15 protein-coding genes are annotated in these 22,847 nt (G+C 42.3%); 3 read left to right on the forward strand and 12 right to left on the reverse strand.

Going from position 1 to position 22,847, the window contains the following annotated elements; all coding sequences use genetic code 11:
* Nucleotides 1-43: 43 nt before the first annotated feature.
* Nucleotides 44-2,257 (forward strand): alpha/beta hydrolase, encoded by a 2,214-nt coding sequence (locus AC13CC_RS17020; RefSeq protein WP_482878130.1) that lies wholly within the window; start codon nt 44-46, stop codon nt 2,255-2,257.
* A gap of 605 nt (nt 2,258-2,862) precedes the next feature.
* Here AC13CC_RS17020 and AC13CC_RS17025 read toward each other — a convergent pair.
* Nucleotides 2,863-3,498: a hypothetical protein gene (locus AC13CC_RS17025; protein WP_482878131.1), complete on the reverse strand. Its 636-nt coding sequence runs from the start codon at nt 3,496-3,498 to the stop codon at nt 2,863-2,865.
* Between the two features lie 217 nt (nt 3,499-3,715).
* On the opposite strand from AC13CC_RS17025, the gene AC13CC_RS17030 reads away from it, so the two are divergent.
* A complete protein-coding gene (locus AC13CC_RS17030) occupies nt 3,716-4,336 on the forward strand; it encodes an L-threonylcarbamoyladenylate synthase (protein ID WP_482878132.1) in 621 nt (206 codons plus the stop codon).
* Between the two features lie 56 nt (nt 4,337-4,392).
* Here the strand turns inward: AC13CC_RS17030 and AC13CC_RS17035 are convergent, their stop codons facing one another.
* The 3 genes from AC13CC_RS17035 to AC13CC_RS17045 all read right to left on the reverse strand — a co-directional run bounded on the left by AC13CC_RS17035 (nt 4,393) and on the right by AC13CC_RS17045 (nt 6,822).
* On the reverse strand, nt 4,393-5,265 hold the full coding sequence (locus AC13CC_RS17035; protein ID WP_163624633.1) for an OmpA/MotB family protein: 873 nt from the start codon (nt 5,263-5,265) through the stop codon (nt 4,393-4,395).
* A gap of 96 nt (nt 5,266-5,361) precedes the next feature.
* On the reverse strand, nt 5,362-6,363 hold the full coding sequence (locus AC13CC_RS17040; RefSeq protein ID WP_482878133.1) for a glycosyltransferase family 2 protein: 1,002 nt from the start codon (nt 6,361-6,363) through the stop codon (nt 5,362-5,364).
* Between the two features lie 12 nt (nt 6,364-6,375).
* Nucleotides 6,376-6,822: a type I restriction enzyme HsdR N-terminal domain-containing protein gene (locus AC13CC_RS17045; RefSeq protein WP_482878134.1), complete on the reverse strand. Its 447-nt coding sequence runs from the start codon at nt 6,820-6,822 to the stop codon at nt 6,376-6,378.
* Nucleotides 6,823-6,848: 26 nt separating this feature from the next.
* Here AC13CC_RS17045 and holA point away from each other — a divergent pair, with 26 nt between their 5' ends.
* Complete coding sequence (gene holA / locus AC13CC_RS17050; protein ID WP_482878135.1) at nt 6,849-7,850, forward strand: DNA polymerase III subunit delta; 1,002 nt, start codon at nt 6,849-6,851, stop codon at nt 7,848-7,850.
* A gap of 2 nt (nt 7,851-7,852) precedes the next feature.
* On the opposite strand, the gene AC13CC_RS17055 is transcribed toward holA, so the two are convergent.
* The 8 genes from AC13CC_RS17055 to AC13CC_RS17090 form a co-directional block, all read right to left on the reverse strand.
* Nucleotides 7,853-8,230, reverse strand: coding sequence for a DoxX family protein (locus tag AC13CC_RS17055; RefSeq protein WP_482878136.1), 378 nt, complete (start codon nt 8,228-8,230; stop codon nt 7,853-7,855).
* Nucleotides 8,231-8,331: 101 nt separating this feature from the next.
* Nucleotides 8,332-10,740, reverse strand: coding sequence for an alpha-ketoacid dehydrogenase subunit alpha/beta (locus AC13CC_RS17060; protein WP_482878137.1), 2,409 nt, complete (start codon nt 10,738-10,740; stop codon nt 8,332-8,334).
* A 327-nt stretch (nt 10,741-11,067) separates the two neighbouring features.
* The gene (locus AC13CC_RS17065) at nt 11,068-13,953 is read right to left on the reverse strand and encodes a gluzincin family metallopeptidase (protein ID WP_482878160.1); all 2,886 of its coding nucleotides are present in this window, start codon (nt 13,951-13,953) and stop codon (nt 11,068-11,070) included.
* Entirely contained in the window at nt 13,913-14,599 is a 687-nt protein-coding gene (locus AC13CC_RS17070; RefSeq protein ID WP_482878138.1) for an LOG family protein, read from the reverse strand. The genes AC13CC_RS17065 and AC13CC_RS17070 overlap by 41 nt, the downstream gene beginning before the upstream one ends.
* Nucleotides 14,600-14,619: 20 nt before the next feature.
* Nucleotides 14,620-17,481 carry an excinuclease ABC subunit UvrA gene (uvrA, locus tag AC13CC_RS17075; protein ID WP_482878139.1) on the reverse strand — a complete coding sequence of 954 codons (2,862 nt, stop codon included), beginning with the start codon at nt 17,479-17,481 and terminating at the stop codon, nt 14,620-14,622.
* A 307-nt stretch (nt 17,482-17,788) separates the two neighbouring features.
* Nucleotides 17,789-18,121, reverse strand: a complete 333-nt coding sequence (locus tag AC13CC_RS17080) for a hypothetical protein (protein WP_326277208.1) — start codon at nt 18,119-18,121, stop codon at nt 17,789-17,791.
* A gap of 468 nt (nt 18,122-18,589) precedes the next feature.
* Nucleotides 18,590-20,785, reverse strand: coding sequence for a transferrin receptor-like dimerization domain-containing protein (locus AC13CC_RS17085; RefSeq protein WP_482878140.1), 2,196 nt, complete (start codon nt 20,783-20,785; stop codon nt 18,590-18,592).
* Between the two features lie 480 nt (nt 20,786-21,265).
* Nucleotides 21,266-22,723, reverse strand: coding sequence for a Gfo/Idh/MocA family protein (locus AC13CC_RS17090; protein ID WP_482878141.1), 1,458 nt, complete (start codon nt 22,721-22,723; stop codon nt 21,266-21,268).
* Nucleotides 22,724-22,847: the final 124 nt, after the last annotated feature.

Genomic DNA, 22,847 nt, shown 5'->3' on the forward strand with positions numbered 1-22,847 from the left:
CTATTATTTTCAATTAATAGACCAAACCAACCAACATCCCCCTATGAAAAATCTCTTTCTCAAACCCACATTTGTTGCTGTAGCCATTCTTGTTATTACACTTTTTGGAGTGGCGGGCTATCATTATGCCATTGGATACCCAGCTTGGGTGACAATGCTGGCAGGAATCCTAATTGGCATTGTATTGCTCATCATCTTAAAATTAGTGCTGACTTGGGTTTCCCCTTTCGCCAAAAAAATCCCAACCACTCTGGTAACTACCATTCTTGGTGGTTTTTTAGCACTTTATATTATGCGGATGTATGCCTTTGGATGGCCTTCTATATTATTTTACGGATTGACATTATTTGGCTTTGTCTGTTTCATCTTGCTCACTTTGGGTGTTTGGCAAATCATCAAAAAAAAGAATGCTAAAAAAGGAGCAGTTCTTGTTGTTATAGGTGTTGCTCTGGGAGTTTTAGGCTTTTATGGGTTCACTGCTTTGGATGGTGATCCTTATGTAGATGAATCATCATCAGAAGAAACGATTGATGTTGCCTTTTTGAGTGAAATGGGTATTGAAGACCCTTCCCAAAAAGGGGATTTTGAGGTAGAGGTTTTTACCTACGGAAGCGGAACGGATGAAAAACGACCTGAATATGCAGCAGGTATTAAGATAAAAACCCCAACGGTCGATGCTTCACGATTGCTTCCTGAGTGGAAAGGGAAAAAGAAAAAATGGCGTGAAAAATATTGGGGCTTTGGTGTGGACAGCTTTCCTTTGAATGCCCGTGTGTACATGCCCAAAGGAGAAGGTCCCTTCCCCATGGTAATGATGGTGCACGGTAACCATAGTATGCTCGATTATTCGGATGGAGGCTATGCCTATCTTGGAGAACTTTTGGCCAGTAGGGGTATTATTGGTGTTTCTGTTGATGAGAATTTCATCAACGGACATTGGTCTGGAGATTTTATGGGGAAAGAAATGCCAACCCGTGCTTGGTTATTGCTAAAACACTTGGAGCAATGGAAAAAATGGAATGATGGGACTGACACGGATATCGAGGGTAAGGTGGACATGGACAATATTGTGCTTGTGGGGCACTCCAGAGGTGGAGAAGCAGTATCCATCGCAGCAGCTTTCAATAAATTGGATAGATTTCCCGATAATGGCTACGAGAAGTTCAATTTTAATTTTGGCATACAAGGAATCATCACTATTGCACCAACGGATTACCGCTATGATCGTGAAATCAGTCTTGAGGATATCAATTATTTGTCAATTCAAGGAGCTTACGACTCGGATGAGACCAGTTTTTGGGGAATGCGACCTTTTCATCGTTTGCAATTTTCAGAAAGTTTTGATGGTTTTAAAGCAGGTCTGTATATGAACCATGCCAATCATGGTCAGTTTAATTCCACATGGGGGCGATCGGATTTTGGTGCGCCCATGAAGTGGTTGCTCAATCTTAAGCCTTTGGTTACGGGCGAAGAACAGCGTCAAACGGCCAAGGTTTATGTAAGTGCTTTTGCAGAGGCTGTATTGAAGGGAAACCGAGATTACCTGCCCATGTTCAAAAATGTGGATTTGGTAAGTGATTGGTTGCCCAAAGAATCGTATTTGAGTCAATATAGCGATACCTACAAAAAAATACTCGTGAACTTTGAAGGTGATTTGGATGTGACCATCGCATCAGAAAATATAAAATTACAAGCCGAAAATTTTAAGCTATGGCGTGAAACAGAATTGTCGGCCAGAGATGGCGGGAGCCAACAGAACAATGCATTGGTGCTCGGTTGGAGCCATTGCTCGGATGTTGATAGTGATTCCATCCCAATTTATAGTATAGCTCTTACTGATACTTTAAAGAACTTTGGCCCTATAGATACTTTGGCCTTTTCCATGGCCATTGGGGATGTTTCCGAATTAAAAATGGAGGATAAAGAAAAACCTGAAATGCCAGATACAGGTTTCAATTTTAGCATTATGCTCAAGGATAGTTTGGGCAATTCCGCTTCAGTGGAGTTGACTGAATATAACAGGCTTCCCAAAAAAATAAAAACCAAGTTTACCAAGTTTGATTTTTTAGACGAGAAAATGATAGGCAAGGATTCCGAGACCCAATTGAAAAGCTGTTATGTTCCTATTTCATCTTTTTTGGCAAAGAATGATAGCCTAAAGTTGACCAAACTGCAAAGCATTAACCTAGTATTTGACAAAGATACATTGGGTGTTGTTGTTTTGGATGATATTGGGTTTTATAGAAAAAACAACTAAAAATAAAGTTTATCAACGGGAAAATGTTATTGGGTTATTCAGTTATTGGGTTGCTGCCACTGCAAACTGACTTCCGACAAGTTCAAGTTCAAGAGCAAATAACAAGTGCCAAATTCCAAACTTTCGACAAGTTCAAGAACAAAGGGCAAAGAACAAAGAAGAAAGAAAAGAGAGCCAAGACACAAGTTCAGAGTTCGGAGTTACAAAGTTATTGGGTTGTTGAGTTACTGCGTACTGCAACTGCCAACTGGCATCGTGCTTCGTGCTTCGGACAAGTTCGAGTATCAAGTTCAAGTTCGAGTATCAAGTTCAAGTTCAAATGCAGAAAGAAGATAAACAAAAGCAAAGAACCTCCTTGCCTTGAACTCGCCTGTCTACCAGCAAAGGAGGTTTCGGGGTCTCCTCTTATGGGATTCCGAAACCAGTTCGGAATGACGATTGGCTAGGTTGATGAATTTTACGGATTTGCACGAACATATTTACACTTTTATGATGATAGGTTCAGGCATCGAGCAACCAGCATCGGGCATCAAACTTAAGTTCAAGCTCAAACACAAAGGCAAGGGTTGCTGTATACGCGGTACATTGCCGAATATGGAAGCGTATTATTGTTCAAATTCAGTTGCCGCATACCCTTCGTGGGGTTTTCCCGATAATGGGATTTTCGATTCAGCCAAGCTCCCATTGGTTATAGTGTAGGCTTTGGTAGTTGTATTAAAATGTCCTTTTTCCGAAGAAAATCTGCCATTGAGAAGGTATACGGTCTTACCGTTGCTCTGATTTGTGGATGTTACCCCATAATAGATCATGGGTTTTCCATAAAGGGAAGACGCTACAATCTTACTTTTGGATTTATAAAGGGCAATGTTTTTAATGTTGTGACCCATGCAATCCATTTTGGTCTCCCATGAAAAAACACCGAATTGTTGATCGTCCGAGATCACAAAGCCAATCTGGTGTTCATCTTCGTCATAAGCAGCTACCAAATCTTCAAATTTTCTGCTGGACCGTATGCTTTCAACTTTTTTCCGCATTTTTTCGTTTATGGTCACTATTTCATCCAAGTTTTTACAATCAGTAGTGTCCAACCCATTAAGCTGAATTAATAAATTATCCAATTGGGCAAGTGTGTTTTTTGCATCAAATTGTTCTTCTTCCATAAAATTGGAATTGTTACAGCTTGTGAAAGGTATCAAAAATCCAAAAGTGATGCATGCTATAATTAGTATATTCAATTTCATAAGAATGCGATTTTTATTTAAAGGTGGGGTATAAATTTTAATATTTAGGGTCAAAATCAACCAATGGCCTATATGAATTGATGAATGGCCCATTTCCCTTTATAAAGATTCGATTCTGGTGATAGGTTGTGTGTATTATCAAACATTTAACATGCCTAACAGAACACCTTATATTTGGTTGCATAAGTGTTATCTTTGTTGTTTATTCCTTAACAAAATGGCAGAGTTGATAAGACTTTACGAAGAAAACCCTAATCCCAAGCAAGTTGAAAAAGTTGTGAACGTGCTTAGGAAAGGAGGGCTTGTGATCTATCCCACGGATACTGTTTACGGTCTTGGTTGCGATATTACCAACTCAAAGGCCCTACAGCGCATAGCTAGGATAAAAGGGGTAAAGTTGGAAAAGGCCAATTGGTCCTTTATTTGTGCAGATTTAAGCAATCTGTCCGATTATGTTCGGCAGATAGATGGTCCAACATTTAAGATATTAAAGCGTACCCTTCCAGGGCCTTATACTTTTATACTTCCGGGGAACAACAATCTTCCGAAAGATTTTAAAAAGAAAAAGACGGTGGGTATCCGTGTGCCCGACAATGCAATTGCAAGGGCATTGGTGTCCGAATTGGGCCACCCAATTGTTTCTACATCCATCCGGGATGACGACGACATTCTGGAATACACCACAGATCCTGAACTTATTTATGAGAAATGGCAAAACCTAGTGGATATTGTAATTGACGGTGGTTATGGGGATAATGTTGCTTCCACGGTCATAGACCTCTCTGGTGATGAACCCGTAGTAATTCGGAAAGGCAAGGGCAGCCTTGAGATTTATTAAATAAAAAAAGCGGCCAATTGGCCGCTTTTTTATTATTGTAAGCTAAAACTTATTTCTTATTTGCCTGTACCGCCTATAGCTGGGTCTTTCATTCCTTCTTCGATCATGTTGTAGAACTGATCGATTTTTGGAAGTACAACAATTCTTGTTCTTCTGTTCTTAGCTCTATTGGCAGAAGTATCGTTATCAACAAGAGGTACATAGTAGCTACGTCCTGCAGCTGTCATTCTAGCAGGGTCTACACCAAAGTCGTTTTGAAGGATACGAACAACAGAGGTTGCTCTCTTCACACTCAAGTCCCAGTTATCTGCAAGTTCTGAAGTTCTAATTGGTACATTATCCGTGTGTCCTTCGACCATAAATTCAAAATCGGGCTTGTTGTTCACCACTTTGGCTACTTTGCCAAGTACTTCTTTTGCTGCATTTGTTACGTTGTAGCTTCCGCTTCTAAACAACAATTTATCGGAAATGGATACGAATACAACACCTTTTTCAACGCTGATTTCGATGTCTTCGTCATCCAAGTTGCCCAATACGCCTTTTAGGCTCTGTACCAAAGCAAGGTTAACGGAATCCCTACGTGTAACGGCATTTTGCAATTTTCTGATGGTAAGGTCTTTTTCCTGAAGACTTTCCAAAGACTTCTCAAGGTTTTCGGCACCTTTTGTAGTAAGCGTTGTCAAGTTGCCCATGTTGTTGATGAGCTCTTGGTTATTTGCTTTTAGGAATGCGTTTTGGTCTTCAAGTGTTTTCAACCTGGAATCTGCAGTTGCTTTTTCTTCCAAACAATCGTTGAGCTTAACGGTTGCAGAATTCAATAGGTCTTGGGTTTCTTTGTGTTTGGCTTCAAGATCGGCATATTTCTTTTGCGATACGCAAGAAGATAAAAGAACTGTCATCGCCAATGTTCCTAGAAAAATTTTTTTCATAGTTCAGAATATAATTTAAGGATTGTTAGATTTATCAAATGTCGAAAAACAATACCAAAATTAGATAAAAAGCAAGGTATCTATATTTAGGCATCGTTAATCTTTTACTAAAATGTTAAAATTATTTACTTGATGTACGAAATAGGACCATACTATGGATGTCGTAATATGGTACTTTAATAAAAAATTAGCTTTTTCGCGCTTTCTGTACATTTTTATAAAGTTAACATAAAAACTGAGATGAGCCTTTAAAATAGCAAAACAGTGGTCAAACTTTAATTGAAAAATGAATCGTACGGCAGCAATGCCATCCAGTAGTAAACGGACAAAAATTATGGGAAGCGCTTTTTTTCTTGGAAGGTTTTTTGTGATGGAGTAGAGGGAGTTCCTGAAATTCAGATACGTTTTTTTGGGATTCATGTTGGATAATGTACTGCCCCCTAAATGATACACATGGCTTTGGCCAACGTAATACACTTTGTGCCCGGCATTTTTGGCCCGCCAACACAGGTCAATTTCTTCTTGATGGGCAAAATAGTCTTCGTCAAAACCTTCTAACTCACTAAAAACCTCACTTTTTATGAACATACATGCACCTGTGGCCCAAAATACTTCTTTTATATCGTCGTATTGTCCCTCGTCCTTTTCTATGGTCTGGAATATACGTCCCCTACAAAAAGGATAACCGAACATATCTATAAACCCTCCAGCTGCACCGGCATATTCAAAATAATCCTTTTGGGTAAGATCCAATATTTTGGGTTGGATTATGGAGGCATCGGGAAGGTTGTTAAAGGCTTCTTTTATGGGTTTAAGCCAGTTTGGAGTTACCTCAACATCAGAATTCAACAAACAGAACACATCTGCCTCAATGTTTTTTAACCCATCGTTGTAACCTTTGGCAAAACCTCCGTTCGAAGCGTTTTGAACAATGCCGATAGTAGGGTAGTGTTGCTTTAAAAAATCGACAGAACCATCGGTGCTGGCATTGTCCACAACATAAATGTCAGCTCCTTCGGAATATTCCATAACCGAGGGCAGAAACCTTTCGAGTAAGGCTTCCCCATTCCAATTAAGTATGACGACGGCAATTTTCAAAACGGAGGCAAATTAACGGCTAAAATCAGGAATTTCCTCTAAAAACCTGTATTTTTCATTCCCGTGGTCCATTTCACAATAATAATGTTCCAAGCCGTTGGTCACCATTAGGTGGTCGGCTTTTAGTTGATAGTTGTACCTCGCAATCTGGTCGAAGGTGGATTGGGTTATTTTAATTTCTGGTGCTTTGCACTCCACAAGCAGAAAAATGGAACCATCCGAATTAAAAACAACAACATCGTAGCGTTTCTTGAGTTTGTTGACCGTTAGTTGCTTTTCGGCATTCACCAGGCTTTTGGGGTAGTTCTTCGTATACACCAAAAAATGAAGTACATGCTGTCGCACCCATTCTTCAGGTTGAAGTACCACAAATTTTTTACGTATATCATCAAAAATGTACTGTCTATTTTGGCTATTTTTGATTCGAAACGAATAGGGCGGAAAGTTCAAATCTTGCATGCTACAAAACTGGTGATATAAATTGAATGGACAAAGTAAAAGAGATCGTATCGGAAATCAATAAGGGAAACCCAAAACCTATTTACTTTTTAATGGGAGAGGAACCTTACTATATTGACCGTATTTCCCAGTATATAGCCGAAAACGTTCTTACCGAAGATGAAAAGGGGTTTAACCAAATGGTACTTTATGGTAAAGAGACCTTTGTTGATGAAATAGTATCCAATGCCAAACGTTTTCCGATGATGGCCCAGTACCAGGTTGTTATAGTTAAAGAGGCACAGCACCTTTCCAGAACCATCGAGAACCTTGTTCCGTATGCCGAGAACCCCCAACCAACCACTATTTTGGTGCTTTGTTACAAGTATAAAAAATTGGATAAGCGTAAAAAGCTCTACAAGACCATAAAAAAGAGTGGGGAACTTTTTGAAAGTAAAAAGCTTTACGATAACCAAGTTGCAGATTGGATAAGAAGAACCTTGGCCAGCAAAAAATATAAGATATCGCCAAAGTCTTGCGTGATGCTCGTGGAGTTTTTGGGAACGGACTTGAGCAAAATCAGCAATGAGCTTGATAAATTGACCTTGGTGGTGCCCCCAACTACCGAGATCACACCTGATTTGATAGAGGAGCATATTGGCATCAGCAAGGATTTCAACAATTTTGAGCTTAAAAAGGCAATTGGTGAACGCAACGTAAAAAAAGTTTCCCAAATTATGGACTACTTTGCCCAAAATCCAAAGGACAATCCATTTGTGGTTACTGTTACGCTATTGAACACATTTTTTACGCAGTTGTTGCAGTATCATGGGCTTAAAGACCATTCTCCAGGTAATGTGGCCAAAGTGTTGGGGGTAAACCCATACTTTGTGAACGAATACGTAGTGGCAGCAAAAAACTACCCCATGAAAAGGGTGAGCAGTATTATCTCCAGTCTAAGGACATTAGATTTAAAAGGCAAAGGGGTAGCGGCCAGCAATATGACACAAGCTGACTTATTAAAAGAACTCCTTTCCGAAATAATTTAGGATTACCTTTTGTCCACACTGTATTTACCTGGACCCAATAGCATGATGACCACAAATATGGTTAGGTAAAGTAAAGCCATCTCCTTTTTTCCAAATGGATCAGCTCCGTGGATCATAAAACCTGCAACAAACATAGTTATTGCGGTAGGTACAGCGGCCCATCTGGTTTTAAAACCTATAATGATTAAAAGTGGACAGATAAATTCACCAACAACGGCCAAAAAAAGAGACGGAGCTTGACCAATGCCAAAAGGGTTGGCAAATTCCGTGTTACCGTTGATTAGATTCATAAGTTTAGGGTAACCGTGGGTTAGCATAAATGCAGAGGGAACAATTCTTAGCAAAGCAAGCCCTAGGTGTATCAAAGTATTGTTTTTCATTCTTGGGGAAAATTTTAATCCATGTGAATGTATAAATTATGTTTTAAAAAACGTAACAATAATTGACGAAAAGTGTTTTTGGGTTGACGTATGCCAAAACATTACCTAAGCCCTGGATAGGAGTTAGGGTCGGATTCGTGCATAATTTGGTAAACCTTCTCAAAAATATCCTCGGCGTTGGGTTTGGAAAAGTAATCTCCATCTGATGCGTAAGCTGGACGGTGCGCTTTTGCCGACAAAGTTTGCGGAGCACTGTCCAAATAACGGTAGCCTCCTTGCTTTTCAACCACTTCTTGCAATAAATAGGCAGAACATCCACCGGGAACATCTTCATCGATTACCAAGAACCTGTTGGTTTTTTTCAGGCTTTTTACCACATCATGTTCCAAATCAAACGGAAGTAATGATTGGGCATCGATCACTTCAGCATCTATACCTACTTCCAAAAGGTCGTTGGCTACCTTTTCCACGATCCTAAGGGTAGATCCGTAGGACAGTAATGTAATGTCCGTTCCTTCTTTTAGCGTTTCCACTTTACCGATTGGCGTGCAGAACTCACCTAAATTGGAAGGTTTCTTTTCTTTTAAACGATACCCGTTCAGACTTTCAATGATCAAGGCAGGTTCGTCACTTTTCATAAGTGTATTGTAAAAACCTGCTGCTTGCGTCATGTTTCTGGGAGTAAGGATGTACATTCCCCTTAACAAATTGATCAATCCGCCCATGGGTGAACCGGAGTGCCAAATTCCCTCCAAACGGTGTCCTCTGGTGCGTACAATAAGTGGTGCCTTTTGTTTTCCTACGGTTCGGTACATTAGCGTTGCCAAATCGTCGCTCAATGTTTGGATAGCGTAAAGGATGTAATCCAAATATTGTATTTCGGCAATGGGGCGCAACCCACGTAGTGCCATTCCAATTCCTTGTCCTATTATGGAAGTTTCACGTATTCCCGTATCGGCAACCCTTAATTTCCCATATTTCTTTTGGAGTCCTTCAAGCCCTTGGTTTACATCCCCGATATTTCCGGTATCCTCGCCAAATACCAAAGCTTCTGGATACTTTGTGAAAAGGGCATCAAAATTATCCCTTAAAATGATTCTTCCATCAACCTCGTCCTCATTGGAATAGGAAGGGAGTACTTGTTCCACTTTGGTGGCTTTATTACCAAGTTCGTTATATAGATGTGAGCTAAATTGTGGCTCATTAGTTGCCAAGAAATCATCCACCCATTGTTGAAGCTGTTTTTTCTCTGGTGTGGATTCTCCCAAAAGGTAACGAAGCGCCTGTCTGGATTTGGACGCTAAATCCTTTTTCAAGGGTTCCTCGATTGCAATTAAGTCGTTTTTCAACTTGTTTATAAAAGCACGATTTGGACTCTCGTTTGCTGTCTTTTCCAGTAGGGGGACCAATTCTTTTTTTGAGGCCAATTGTGGTTTTAAAAACTCGGACCATGCTTCTTTTTTGGCGGCACGCACTTTGTGCTTTATTTCGCGTTCCATTTTTTTAAGCTCCTCTTCGGTGCTTATGCCGTTCTCAAGAATCCACTCTCTAAAACGTTTGTTGCAATCATTTTCCCGCTCCCATTCCAAACGTTCGGAGGACTTGTATCTTTCGTGCGATCCCGAGGTAGAGTGACCTTGGGGCTGGGTAAGCTCTGTTACGTGGATAAGTACGGGCACATGTCCTTCCCTAGCAATGTCCGAAGCATTTTCAAAAGCATGGATTAGGGCAGTGTAATCCCAGCCCTTCACTTTTAATATTTCAAAGCCTTTTTTATCATCATCACGTTGCAATCCGCTAAGGGCTTCGGAGATGTCACCTTTGGTGGTGTGGTATTCCGATGGCACGGAAATACCGTATTCATCATCCCAAATACAGATAACCATGGGCACCTGCATTACCCCGGCGGCATTCATTGTTTCAAAAAAATGTCCCTCACTGGTACTGGCGTTACCGATGGTCCCCCAGGCTACTTCATCCCCATTCTTGGAGAAGTTGGTCTGATCAATGCCTTCAACGTTACGATATATTTTAGAGGCTTGGGCCAAACCGAGCAAACGGGGCATTTGGCCTGCTGTACAAGAAATATCTGCGCTACTGTTTTTTTGTTCCGTTAGGTTTTTCCAAGAACCATCTTCATTTAAACTATGGGTTACAAAATGGCCGCCCATTTGCCTTCCGGCACTCATGGGCTCTTTCTCCAGATCGGTTGTGGCATAGAGTCCGTGAAAAAAGGCTTTTGGACTTAAATAGCCTAATGCCATCATAAAGGTCTGGTCACGGTAATATCCACTTCTAAAATCACCATCTTGAAATGCCCTTGCCATGGCCAACTGTGGAAGTTCCTTTCCATCTCCAAAAATACCAAACTTGGCTTTTCCGGAAAGTACTTCCCGTCTCCCCATTACACTACATTCCCTGCTGGTGACAGCTGTTTCATAATCTTGAAGAATCTGAGATTTGAAATCGTCAAAGGAAATATCGCTACTTGTACTTGGGTTAGGTTTCATGAATTGTTGAGGATTTCTGCGAAATTACTAAAAATCCTTCAAAATTGCAATGCAGAACTTCGTTAATAAAATATAAATAATTCAAAAATACACTTGGTATATTATTTATTTATCATTTTAGCGATGCAAAAAAAGCTTTTGATTATCATATTGACAAAATAAATAATTTATTAAAACCAACTATCTCCAAGGCAAGCCATAAGAATATTTCGCTGATTTCATTTTAACGCCATGGTCAAAAACCGAAATTCTATTTTTGGATTCCCGTTTTTACGGGAATGACAGTTGTAATGAAAACCCCGATGCTTGTGCGGGAATTCTTTTTTATTAAAACCACTTTCTTGTAAACAACCCTATCAAGGTTCTAGGGCTTATGGTAACCACAAAACGAATACGTTGCCCATAATCGTTCTGGGCAATTTCCCAACCTCTGTTGGAATATACGGGGAAGTAGAGCTCAAAATAGTCCGTTACCAAATTTAGGCGGATACCGGAATCGTAAACGAAATGGGGATTAAAACCTTTATTTTTAATAAAACCAAGATCACCGTAGGCTTCTACCCACCGCCAAATATTGGTACTTGCATTTGTCGTAGCGATCCAATCGTTTGCAAAAGGGTTTTCTAGCTTTGATTTGAACCCGCCCTCGGCAATAATAACTTGCTGACTGTATATTCCGGAATCCTCCGACCTACCCAAATAGGCAAGGTCAAACATGTAATCCGTTGGTCTGTCCAAGGCAAAACTAAAAAAGTCCGATTCCGTTTTGTTGCGTAAAAATTTACCCGCATAAAAGCGCAAGTTCAGTTGCCTGTTACTCTGAAACAATTTTCTATATTCCAGTTCAAAGGCAATCTTGGTAAACTCGCTGGAATGTTGGGCATCTACAGACCAAGATGAATAATCTAAAATATTGTTGTCCACATCGGTGAATCTAACATTCATTACACCGTAGTCGGGGTCGGTATCCAGTTCACCTACCAGACTTTCATCTATGGTTCTAAACACACTCCTGTACCTAAACAATAGGCTTTGCCTACGATTGGAAAGCAGATCGTTGGGGCGCCAACCAAAACTAACCGCAGGTGTAATTGTGGTAAACCTTGAGTTTTCCTGAAAGTGCGAGGTTGATGCCGAAAACGAATAGTTGGTAACATAGAGCCCGGTTTTTTTATGATACTTACGGTACCTAAAACCAACTTTCCCCACAAGGGTGCGCTCCAAAAAGGAATAAGTGGGCGATATATCATACTGGAATTGCCTTTCCAGAAAGGTTTTGTTGTAGAGCCTTAATCCAGGTGTTATGCCATCGTATAGATTAAAGTTTGCAATGGGCACATAAAACACCTGATTGTAATAGGGGTCCTCGGTGTCTTTAAAAAATTGGAACTTTAATTTTTTATTGCTCGATAGCCAACCGTTCAAAGTCTTCCAATTATCGCGCTGATTGAACTCGGGGATTTTTTGGTCGTAGTTCAAAACCAAACGATCTTCACTCTTTCGGGGAATGGTAAAGCTTTCGGTGGTATCTATGTCCGAAAACCAATACTGGGATACCACGGAATCATTTTCGAGTCCAAAAACCGATATGGGCACTTTGGTACCCCGTTTATTCTTAAGTACAAAGGTGATGGAATCTTCGGTTTTTTCAACCTTCTTGATTTTGAAATCAATCTTTTTGTCTGTGGACACATATTCTTCAAAAAACCAATCCACTTCCTTATCTGCATATTTTTCGATGGTTTTTCTAAAATCAGCGGCCGATACAAACTGTTTTTGTTTGTGATTTTTGAAGAAATCCAGCACCGTACTGTCTATTTTCTTTTCGCCCAAATAAGCGGACAGATAGGACATGCCGAGACCAGCTTTATACCCATTGGCGATTTTTTGGTTGAACTTGATCAGGGAATCATTGGAAGTCGTTAGTGCTTGGTCTATGTTTTTACGTGCAGAGAGCATGCTGAAGAGGGAATACTGCTCGTTAAAATCCATTTTTGCCAAATGGAAGTTTTTTAACCCCCAGATTTTGGAAAGTTTACCTATCAGTTTTTGATCGGGGTAATGCTCTTCCACATATTTGATCATTAAATAGTATCCAATCGCATCATTCACCCATCGTTCCTTTCGTGGGTCTAGGTATAAAGACTCCTTTAAATAATTGCGAATGGCCGTTTTCAAAAACTTCATTTCAAATTGAAACTGTTCTTCGTATGGCCTTATAAAAGAAGGAAGCTGGCTGATTCCGTAAAGCGGAGATCTATTATAGTCGAATTCACTCACCAAAAGATTATCATGGGGGTATCTCCCTAGGTTTTCATGAAGAAATTGAGCAATTTTTATAATGGATATTCCTTGGGATATTTCCTCGTACTTGTTCGATTCAATATCCGTAGTGATGGTGAGGTAATCCGTAACGTGCTTGGTGAACCGTTTATCAATGGTGAGAATAATTTCACAGTTTTTTCTCTTGTCGCCAATAAGCTGCACATGTTGCCCTCCCGGAAAACTAGTAATACTGGACATGCGGTAGTTTGATGCCAAAAACAACTGCTCTGGGAAGGTAAAATTAATTCGGGTTTCCGTGATATCCGTATAGAGGTCATCAAGGTTTATGTTGTTGTACAATTTCCAGTCGCCATCAAAAACTGCTGGGGTCAAGTACCAATCCTGTAAGTTGTAGCCAAGGTTATCGGTGCGTCCGTAACCCGTAAACTTGGCACTGGGTAATTTAATGGTGTAGGTAAAAAACAACTGAATGGATTCATGGGGTTTTAGGACTTCGTTCAGCGTAACGGAAATGATATCCGAATTCCCCTCCCGTTTCCAATCCAAACCAGCATAGTTGTCATCCACAATGGTTTTAATGGTGGTTTTGCCTCTTTCCCTGTCTTTTGCCAAATGTAGACTTCGGTTAAATTCTTCTGCAAACCGCTTGGCAAGTGCCGTGTTTTTGTTGGAATATGCATGGTTCCAATCGTTGAAATACAATGTGGAAAGCCCCTTGTCCGATTGGTTGACATAGGTGAAATGTTGCCGAATGCGTATTTGGTTGGTGGGTCCATCAAGTGTGGCCACTATTTCATTTTTGTGCTGTCCCCAAAGTTTGGGACACACCATTATAACAAGCAGCGAAATGCTAAGTAATACCCGATGGTTGATCAATACAACAAGATTAAAAATTTGGACTAAGGGTTCTGCCCTTGTAAAAGGCATCAATAATTTCGACGACTTCATCCTCGGTGTCCACTAATTTGATTAAATCCAGGTCTTTCTCGCCAATGTTTCCAGCCTCGACCAGGGTATTCTTGATCCAATCCATAAGTCCTTTCCAGAACTCCGTACCAACAAGTATAATTGGGAATGTATGTATTTTGTGTGTTTGAATAAGTGTGAGAGCCTCAAAGAATTCATCCAACGTACCAAAACCTCCCGGCATTACCACAAAGCCTTGGGAATATTTTACGAACATTACTTTTCTAACAAAGAAATAATCAAAATCAAGGCTTTTGTCATCGTCAATGTAAGGATTGTCGTGCTGTTCAAAAGGCAGGTCTATGTTCAAACCCACCGATGTCCCTCCTGCTAGGTTGGCCCCTTTGTTACCTGCTTCCATAATACCCGGTCCACCTCCAGTAATGACGCCATAACCGGCCTCGGAAATTTTTTTGGAGATTTTTACCGCCAAATCATAATAAGGATGACCTTCCCGAACCCTTGCGGACCCAAAAATGGATACGCAAGGGCCTATTACGCTCATTTTTTCAAATCCATTGACAAACTCGCCCATAATCTTGAAAATGGCCCATGAATCGTTTGTCTTGATCTCATTCCATCCTTTGGAATGTTGTTCTTTTCGCATCTGCATAGTTGTCTCGTATTTTAAACCGCGCGTTTAATTTTTTGTTTTGTGTTTTCTAATTCTTTCCTCAAGAATTTGGCTGTGTAGCTTTTCTTGTCTTTAGCCACCTCTTCCGGAGTTCCCGTTGCAACAACCGTTCCGCCACCTCTTCCTCCTTCGTAACCAATGTCTATAATATGGTCCATCATTTTAATAACGTCCATATTGTGCTCGATCACTAAAATGGTGTTGCCTTTGTCCACCAATCGTTCAAGCACTTCCATAAGCACTCGAATATCTTCAAAATGGAGGCCCGTGGTTGGCTCATCGAGGATGTAAAAGGTATTTCCAGTATCACGTTTGGAAAGCTCCGTGGCCAACTTTACCCTTTGGGCCTCACCGCCGGAAAGGGTAGTGGACTGCTGTCCCAATGATATATAACCCAGGCCTACATCTTTTATTGTCTTAAGTTTACGATGAATTTTTGGAATATTTTCAAAAAAATCCACCGCTTCGTTGATGGTCATCTCCAAAACATCTGCAATGGATTTTCCCTTGTAGCGTATTTCCAAAGTCTCCCGGTTGAATCTTTTACCATTGCAGGTCTCGCATTCCACATAAACATCGGGCAAAAAGTTCATTTCAATCACTTTTAGACCTCCTCCTTGGCAGGTTTCGCAACGCCCTCCTGTTACATTAAAACTAAAACGACCGGGTTTGTACCCTCGAATGGTAGCTTCGGTAGTTTTGGAGAATAAGGAACGTATTTCGCTAAAAACACCCGTATACGTTGCTGGATTGGAACGTGGGGTTCGACCAATCGGGGATTGGTTGATGTCGATAACCTTGTCAATATGCTGTAAGCCCGTAATTTTTTTATACGGCATCGGTTTTTTTACCCCATTAAAATAGTATGCGTTCATAATAGGGTAGAGGGTTTCGTTGACCAAAGTGGATTTGCCGCTTCCTGAAACTCCCGTGACCCCGATAAGTTTTCCCAAAGGGAAATCAACCGTTACATTTTTAAGGTTATTCCCTGTACAGCCCGAAAGCACAATTTTTTTTCCGGTTCCTTTGCGTCGTTTTTCGGGCACTGGAATTTCGAGCTCGCCCGTAATGTATTGTGCGGTTATCGTATGGTGGTCAATCAATTCTTTTGGACTGCCTTCGGAAATGATTTCCCCGCCGTGTTTTCCCGCTTTTGGACCAATATCAATCACATGGTCGGCACTTTCGATCATATCCCGGTCGTGTTCCACCACAATAACGGAATTTCCTATATCGCGTAGTGCCTCCAAGGAATGAATCAAACGTTCATTGTCGCGTTGGTGCAGACCAATGCTGGGTTCGTCCAAAATGTAGAGCACGCCCACCAATTGCGAACCTATTTGTGTGGCCAATCGAATACGCTGTGCCTCACCTCCGGACAAGGATTTGGAGCCTCGGCTCAACGAGAGGTAATCCAGCCCAACATCCAACAAAAAACCAACACGGGACTTGATTTCCTTTATGATTTCCTCGGCAATCTTTTTCTGGTTGCCTTTCAGTGTATCTTCTAAATGTGTAAAGAAACTGGCAAGTTCAGCAATGTCCATTTCTGCCAATTCGGCAATGTTCTTACCATCAATTTTAAAATAGAGAGACTCCTTTCGCAAACGAGAACCATCACAAGTGGGACATTCCACTTTGTCCATATAATCTTTGGCCCATCGTTTTATCGAAGTGGAATTGGCATCTTCGTATTGGGTTTTGATAAAATTGGAAATGCCTTCGTAATCAATTTTGTACTGCCTTTTTACTCCCAAACTTTTGGAATCTACCTCAAAACTTTCCTTGCCACCGTTCAAAATAACGTTCATGGCCTCTTCGGGTATTTTTTCTATGGCATCCGTAAGATCAAAATTATAGCGTTGCGCAATGGTTTCCAGTTGTTTAAAGGCCCACGATTTTTTGTATTCGCCCAAAGGGGCAAGGCCTCCTGATTTGATGGATATTTTTTTGTTAGGGATTATTTTATCCTTGTTCACTTGGAACACATGCCCCAATCCACTGCACTCAGGGCACATTCCTTTTGGCGAGTTAAAGGAAAAAGTATTGGGCTCCGGAGTGGGATAGGAGATACCGGATGACGGACACATTAAATCCCTACTAAAGTAACGCGGCACTGTTTCGCCCTCTTCCAAAACCATGAGCACATTGTCTCCGCTGTACATGGCCGTATTGATGGTTTCGCTCAACCGTTTATGAAAATCCTCGCTATCGCCAACCTTCAAGCGATCTATTACAATCTCAATGTCGTGGGTTTTGTAGCGATCCACCTTCATTCCCTTGGTAATGTCGGTAATTTCACTATCAACCCTGACTTTTACAAAGCCTTGCTTTGCAATCTGTTCAAAAAGTTCACGGTAATGTCCTTTTCTGGACTTGATTACCGGTGCCAGCACATTTATTTTTTTGTCGAGGTAGGTTTCAATGATTAAATCTTTGATCTGTTCATCGCTATAACTTACCATTTTTTCGCCCGTGTTGTAACTGTAGGCGTCTCCTGCACGGGCAAAGAGCAAGCGCAGGAAGTCGTACACCTCGGTAATGGTGCCCACTGTAGAGCGGGGAGATTTTGAAGTGGTTTTCTGTTCAATGGCGATTACGGGGGAGAGCCCATCAATTTTATCCACATCGGGCCGTTCCAATCCGCCCAAAAACTGTCTGGCGTAGGCCGAAAAGGTTTCAATGTACCTACGTTGCCCCTCGGCATAAATGGTATCGAAGGCTAGGGAGGATTTCCCGCTGCCCGAAAGTCCTGTGATTACAACAAGCTTTTCGCGGGGAATGGTGACATCGATATTTTTTAGGTTGTGGACCCTTGCGCCCTTAACCTCAATATGTTCTTCGTAATTGATCATAAATCATAGCAAACCTCAAATGTAGCGATTTGGGATGTAAAAAGGAAGTGGCCTTTTGTTTTCGTTTTTGTTGATCAATGGTTTATTCCTGAGTTTAGAAACTGTCATTTCTGTAATAACGATTTGGTTCCCGTCCCTGAGCTCTGGTCATTTAACCAAACCGAAAATAAGCGATGTAACAACGACACTGAATTCCGTGTAAAGCACGGAATTACACTTGAGAGATTTCTCGTTGCTTCGCCCGCTTGAAATGAAGCTATGGGCAAAAGTGCCTTTATTTTATGGTTCTTTTCAATTGACCTTAAGGTTAAACTAAGTGGCGAAAGTACTTGGGAATGGGCATTTGTTCCATTTTCCAAGTACTTTTTTTATGATGCTCGTCGGTGACCTCGATAAAAAAGTAACTTGCGCCTCCCTTCATTTTTGAAGTAATGTGTTCCACGGTAAAAACCCGTTCTTCAAATAAAAAAATGTATTCTGTGGTTTCCCCGTTCTGGGCTTGCTTCATTTTTCCGTCCCGAAGAATCAAGTTGGGTTTGGCCAAGATACTATTGCTTTTGTGCCAACACAAATAGCGTATTTCTCCGCTACGTAGCTTATCAATTTTAATGGTGTATTGCCCATCGCCAAAATAGGCCAAAATACGCTCAATATCGGGATGTCTCCAAAAAATGACTAAGTAGGTTTACGTTGGTTTGGAATGGATTCAACGCCAATATGTGCTTGGCTATTGTATTAAACCTTGTTTCTTTTTCCCCAATGGGCACCATGTAGCCATCCGGCTATGTAAATAATAAATCCCAAAGCTACCAAGCAGAATATCTGTAAGGTGTTTATAGTTTCAAGTGTAGTCATTGTCTTATTTTGATGACGAAACTACACGATGCGCAGTAATTCTGAACACTCAATTGACGAATGGCTAATTTGGATTGATGAATGGTGTTTTTGAAGCAACAAAGATTCAAAAATTGTATAAAAAAGGTTTGGGAAATTGACCAAGGTGATGGGATAGGGGTTGGGAAAGCAAGCCCTTTAAGTTTTTCAGCATAACAAACCGCCCCCCACGGTACTTTGCAAGAGACGGTTTGGTTTTGTCAGAGAAATCAAGTTACTGCACTAGACTGTTCAGTTGCTGTATCTGCGCATCAAAATGTTTAAGGGTAGTGGCCAACACCCTGATTTGTTCCTGTGCTTCTTTCCATTCCTGCTGTTCAATGGCCTCGCGCACGCCTGGAAGTGTTTTTACCCCATAGCCCGTGTAAAATCCGGGGGCGTAGATCTGGTGCTTGAACCAATCCCTGCCGGGCAGCCCCTTATCCTGCAACAATGCCTGCTCCATGCCCATCAACTTTTGGTTCAGTTGCGCCTTTTTGGCATCGGACAAGGCAAGTACATCGGCCTTGGAAAAGGTGGCTATACTTTTCTTTAAGTCGGCAACCACATTTTGTATGGGAGAGAAGTCCAAATAGGGTACTTCGTCCTTCAATTTTGCGGGTACTACGGGTTTTTTGGGATCCATGGTCAATTGGTAGGCATCCTGTTGCACCAATTTGTTGTGTTTTTCTATTTCGGCACGCATATCTTCCAAAGTTTTCATCACCTCGCCCAAATAGGTTTCAATGGTACTGTGCCATTGGGTGAGTTCAAAAGGCAATACCTCGGCATTTGCCAAACGTAGGGAGATACGTCCTGCGGTGTTGGCCAAGGCCACGCCATAGTCGAACCCGGGATCTTTAAAACGTGTGTAGTGGGTGTAGGTATCGTAAATGGTGTGGTATTCCCCACCGGAACCTTCGCCCCCATAGCCCAAGTTCAAGGAGGCAATGCCCGTATGCTGTATAAAAGGGGTGTAATCCGAACCAGAACCGAGGGCGGACAATGTAAAGGAATTGTCGCCACCGCGTATTACATTCGCCGCCTTGCGACGCTCCGCTACGGAAACCCCTTTTTGTGGGTCGGTCACCGTGTGGGCCACTTGGCTCACCATGGCCTGTAGCGAGTGGGAACCTCCGACACCCAAATACCCACGGCTGTTGCCATCGGTGTTGATGTAGGCCACGGCCTTTTCTTTTAGTTCCGGAATATGGTCCTCTACCCATTCCGTAGAACCGATAAGTCCGGGTTCTTCGGCATCCCAAGCACAGTAAACTAGGGTACGCTTAGGTTTTTTACCCGATTTGGCCAATTCTCCGATCACGCGGGCCTCTTCCATTAAGGCGACCATGCCGCTAATAGGGTCGCTGGCACCGTGTACCCAAGCATCGTGGTGGTTGCCACGGATTACCCACTCATCGGGGAACTCGTCACCCTCCAAGGTAGCGATCAGGTTATGGGCAGGCTTCAACTGCCAGTCAAACTCCAATTTTAAATGTACTTTGGCGGGTCCGGGCCCAATGTGATAGGTGAGGGGCAAAGCGCCTTTCCAAGAAGCTGGGGCCACAGGGCCTTTCAAGGCTTCCAACAAGGGTTGCGCATCCTCGTACGAAATGGGCAATACGGGAATCTTGGTGATGGTCGGTGCTTCTTCACGCTTTAAACGCTTCGCATCCTTGGTGGCTGCATAGCCGGGCGTTAATACATCACCTGGATAGAGCGGCATATCCATTACGGAACCGCGTTGCACGCCCGTTTTGTTTTTATAGGCCCCTTCGGGGTACACATCGCCTTGGTAATAGCCATCATCTTTTGGGTCGGAATAAATGATACAACCAATGGCACCCTTTTCGGCAGCCAGCTTAGGTTTAATGCCTCGCCAAGAACCGTAATATTTCGCAATAACGATCTTGCCCTTTACATCGATGCTCAATTTTTCGAGTTCTTCGTAGTCGCTGGGTACGCCGTAGTTCACGAACACCAGTTCGGCCTCCACATCACCATCGGTGGAGAAGGCGTTGTAGCTGGGCAATAGTTTGTCTCCCTGAGCGGTGTACGGGTCGCCCTCCACGGGAACGGCTTCCAGTTTGGCGGTGTATTGGGTAGGGGCGGTGAGCTCCAGCACCCGCACCTTGGGGTAGGGGAAAAGTACGTGGTAGGTATCAATCTTGGTTTTGTAGCCCCAAGATTTAAACTGTTTTTCCATCCACTTTACGTTCTTTTCTCCGTATTCGGTGCCTACCCAGTGGGGTTCGGCGGCCAATAGTTTCATCCATTGGTCCAAATTGTTGGCGGAAAGTTGTTTTTCGTAGTCAGCTTCGAGTTGTAATTGCTCGTCCGAAGCTTTTTCACTGAACCCAATGATTTTGTCTTGGGCCGTTACACTGATTGTCCCTAATAATAGGAGTAGGGGGAGTAATTTTTTTTTCATTGTTTTGAATTAGCACTTAAATTTAAGTATTTCCTTGGTTAATTGGCTATTGGTTACTGACTTATTGGAAGTTGGGTGGTGGATAGTAGTTTGCAGAAGGCAGTGGGCAATAATTCGGATTCTTTCTTTTCGACACTAATTTCACGAATGCCACAAACTCTTGCGCCCTTGCTCTTGATGCTTGAACCTGAGTCTGATGTCCGGTTCTCGAATCTCTTGTTAAATATCAAAAATGATGAAGTACACCGAAAGGGTCGTACTCTTCAAAGACAAAAGAAGTCTAAAAAGCAACAAATTTTGAATTTATCAGGTTGTGTCCTTCGACTACTCAGGATAAACTAAAGTCGAAATCCAATGATCATCAACATTTAGGTTCTCGATAGCCTGCCCGTCCGGCAGGCGGGCACTCTAACTGACAGACAACAAACTTTTTAGACTTCTTAAAATTTTAAATCCTTAACCTGTTGTGGTTTTTGATTATTACATTTCCCATCCCTCACGGTAGGTGCGGGTAACAAATTGGTTGGCATCATCAAAATTGGTGATGTTCATATTCTCCCCGTCCCACAATAGTTTTTTACGACCATAGAACTCCATGTTCCCCTCGGAGTTTTCTCTTCGTAACATATAACTGCGGATAGCGAGATTGCCCATCAACACAGTTTCGGTCATAGGCCCGGCGTAATCAAAAGAAGAGGTAAGGTCTAAATGTTCCTGACTGCCAAAACCTGCCTTGCAGGCATCCACCCATTTGCGTTGGTGGCCATACTCGGGTTCGGGCATTTCCTCAACCTCGGGGCCAAACTCGGTAACACCATTGTTCATGTATAATTTGGGTGTTAAAGGCGAACTATCGTTAATGTTTGTGGAAATAACGCCATGTTCTCCATGGATAAGCACCCCATTTTGACTTCCTGGCCCTCCAATATCACTGTCGGCAGGAATAATCTCTGGATGGGATGGTCTGATTCCACCATCGCTCCACGTCATGGTCAACGGAGCGGCAGTTTTGTCGGTAGCCTCGTAATTTAAGGTGATGAACGAAGAAGGCGGACAACCTTCTGGATGGTAGTCCGGATTCCACATTTGAGAAAATACCGTGCCTACGCTACATTCAGCTGCAGTGGGGTACCCTAATTTTAGAGTTCTGTAGGGTATGTCGATTAAGTGACAGCCTACATCGCCCAGAGCTCCAGTTCCATAATCCCACCAGCCTCTCCAGTTGAAAGGGTGAAGGTTTGGCGTGTATGGTCGCATTGGGGCGGGGCCTAACCATAGATCCCAAAATAGGTCATCGGGTTTGCCGGAAGGATCGGGTTTGGGCATTTCGTTGCCTTGTGGCCATACGGGGCGGTTGGTCCATATTTCCACTTTGGTGATTCTTCCCAAAGCTCCGGAATCTACCCACTTTTGTACCAAGCCCAATAGCGGGTTGGACCCACCTTGGTTCCCCATTTGGGTTACCACTTGTTTGTCCCTTGCCATTTGGGTAAGCATTCTTGCTTCACGTATATTGTGGGTCATGGGTTTTTGCACATAAACGTGTTTGCCCCTTTGCATGGCATAAGCAGCGGCAGGACCGTGAACATGATCAGGTGTGCTTATCGTGACCGCATCTATATCTTTTACGGTATCGAGCATTTCGCGATAATCGTTGAACAGTTTAGCTTTGGGAAAACGCTCCACCGACCGTTTTGCCGATCCAGAAAAATCGACATCACAGAGGGCCGCCACGTTTTCGCGACCGTTAACGGATGCATTGGCAATGTCGCTCGCGCCTTTACCGCCAGCGCCTATGGCGGCAATGTTCAAGCGGTCGCTGGGGGCCAAAAAGCCGGAGCCACCCAAAACATGGCGCGGTACAATAAACACGCTGGATGCCAGCGCGGTGTTTTTTACAAACTTTCTTCTACTTTGGGAATTGGATTTTTTTTCCATTTTTAGTTTACGATGTTTTAATTTCTAATTGCTAAACAAGATAGGAAAAAATGAGCTGATCCTTTATTATGATTTTGTGATATGTGTAAAATATGGTGGGGGTGGGAGAGGGGATGTGGACTTA

It is taken from the genome of Flagellimonas sp. L-11, assembly GCF_056857735.1.

Coding starts and splice junctions, on each gene's coding strand:
- AC13CC_RS17035 (WP_163624633.1), bottom strand. CDS start 5,265: ATGAAAAAAATTTTTCTAGGAACATTGGCGATGACAGTTCTTTTATCT.
- AC13CC_RS17030 (WP_482878132.1), top strand. CDS start 3,716: ATGGCAGAGTTGATAAGACTTTACGAAGAAAACCCTAATCCCAAGCAA.
- AC13CC_RS17085 (WP_482878140.1), bottom strand. CDS start 20,785: ATGAAAAAAAAATTACTCCCCCTACTCCTATTATTAGGGACAATCAGT.
- AC13CC_RS17025 (WP_482878131.1), bottom strand. CDS start 3,498: ATGAAATTGAATATACTAATTATAGCATGCATCACTTTTGGATTTTTG.
- holA (WP_482878135.1), top strand. CDS start 6,849: ATGGACAAAGTAAAAGAGATCGTATCGGAAATCAATAAGGGAAACCCA.
- AC13CC_RS17045 (WP_482878134.1), bottom strand. CDS start 6,822: ATGCAAGATTTGAACTTTCCGCCCTATTCGTTTCGAATCAAAAATAGC.
- AC13CC_RS17020 (WP_482878130.1), top strand. CDS start 44: ATGAAAAATCTCTTTCTCAAACCCACATTTGTTGCTGTAGCCATTCTT.
- AC13CC_RS17070 (WP_482878138.1), bottom strand. CDS start 14,599: ATGCGAAAAGAACAACATTCCAAAGGATGGAATGAGATCAAGACAAAC.
- AC13CC_RS17060 (WP_482878137.1), bottom strand. CDS start 10,740: ATGAAACCTAACCCAAGTACAAGTAGCGATATTTCCTTTGACGATTTC.
- AC13CC_RS17090 (WP_482878141.1), bottom strand. CDS start 22,723: ATGGAAAAAAAATCCAATTCCCAAAGTAGAAGAAAGTTTGTAAAAAAC.
- AC13CC_RS17055 (WP_482878136.1), bottom strand. CDS start 8,230: ATGAAAAACAATACTTTGATACACCTAGGGCTTGCTTTGCTAAGAATT.
- AC13CC_RS17065 (WP_482878160.1), bottom strand. CDS start 13,953: ATGCCTTTTACAAGGGCAGAACCCTTAGTCCAAATTTTTAATCTTGTT.
- uvrA (WP_482878139.1), bottom strand. CDS start 17,481: ATGATCAATTACGAAGAACATATTGAGGTTAAGGGCGCAAGGGTCCAC.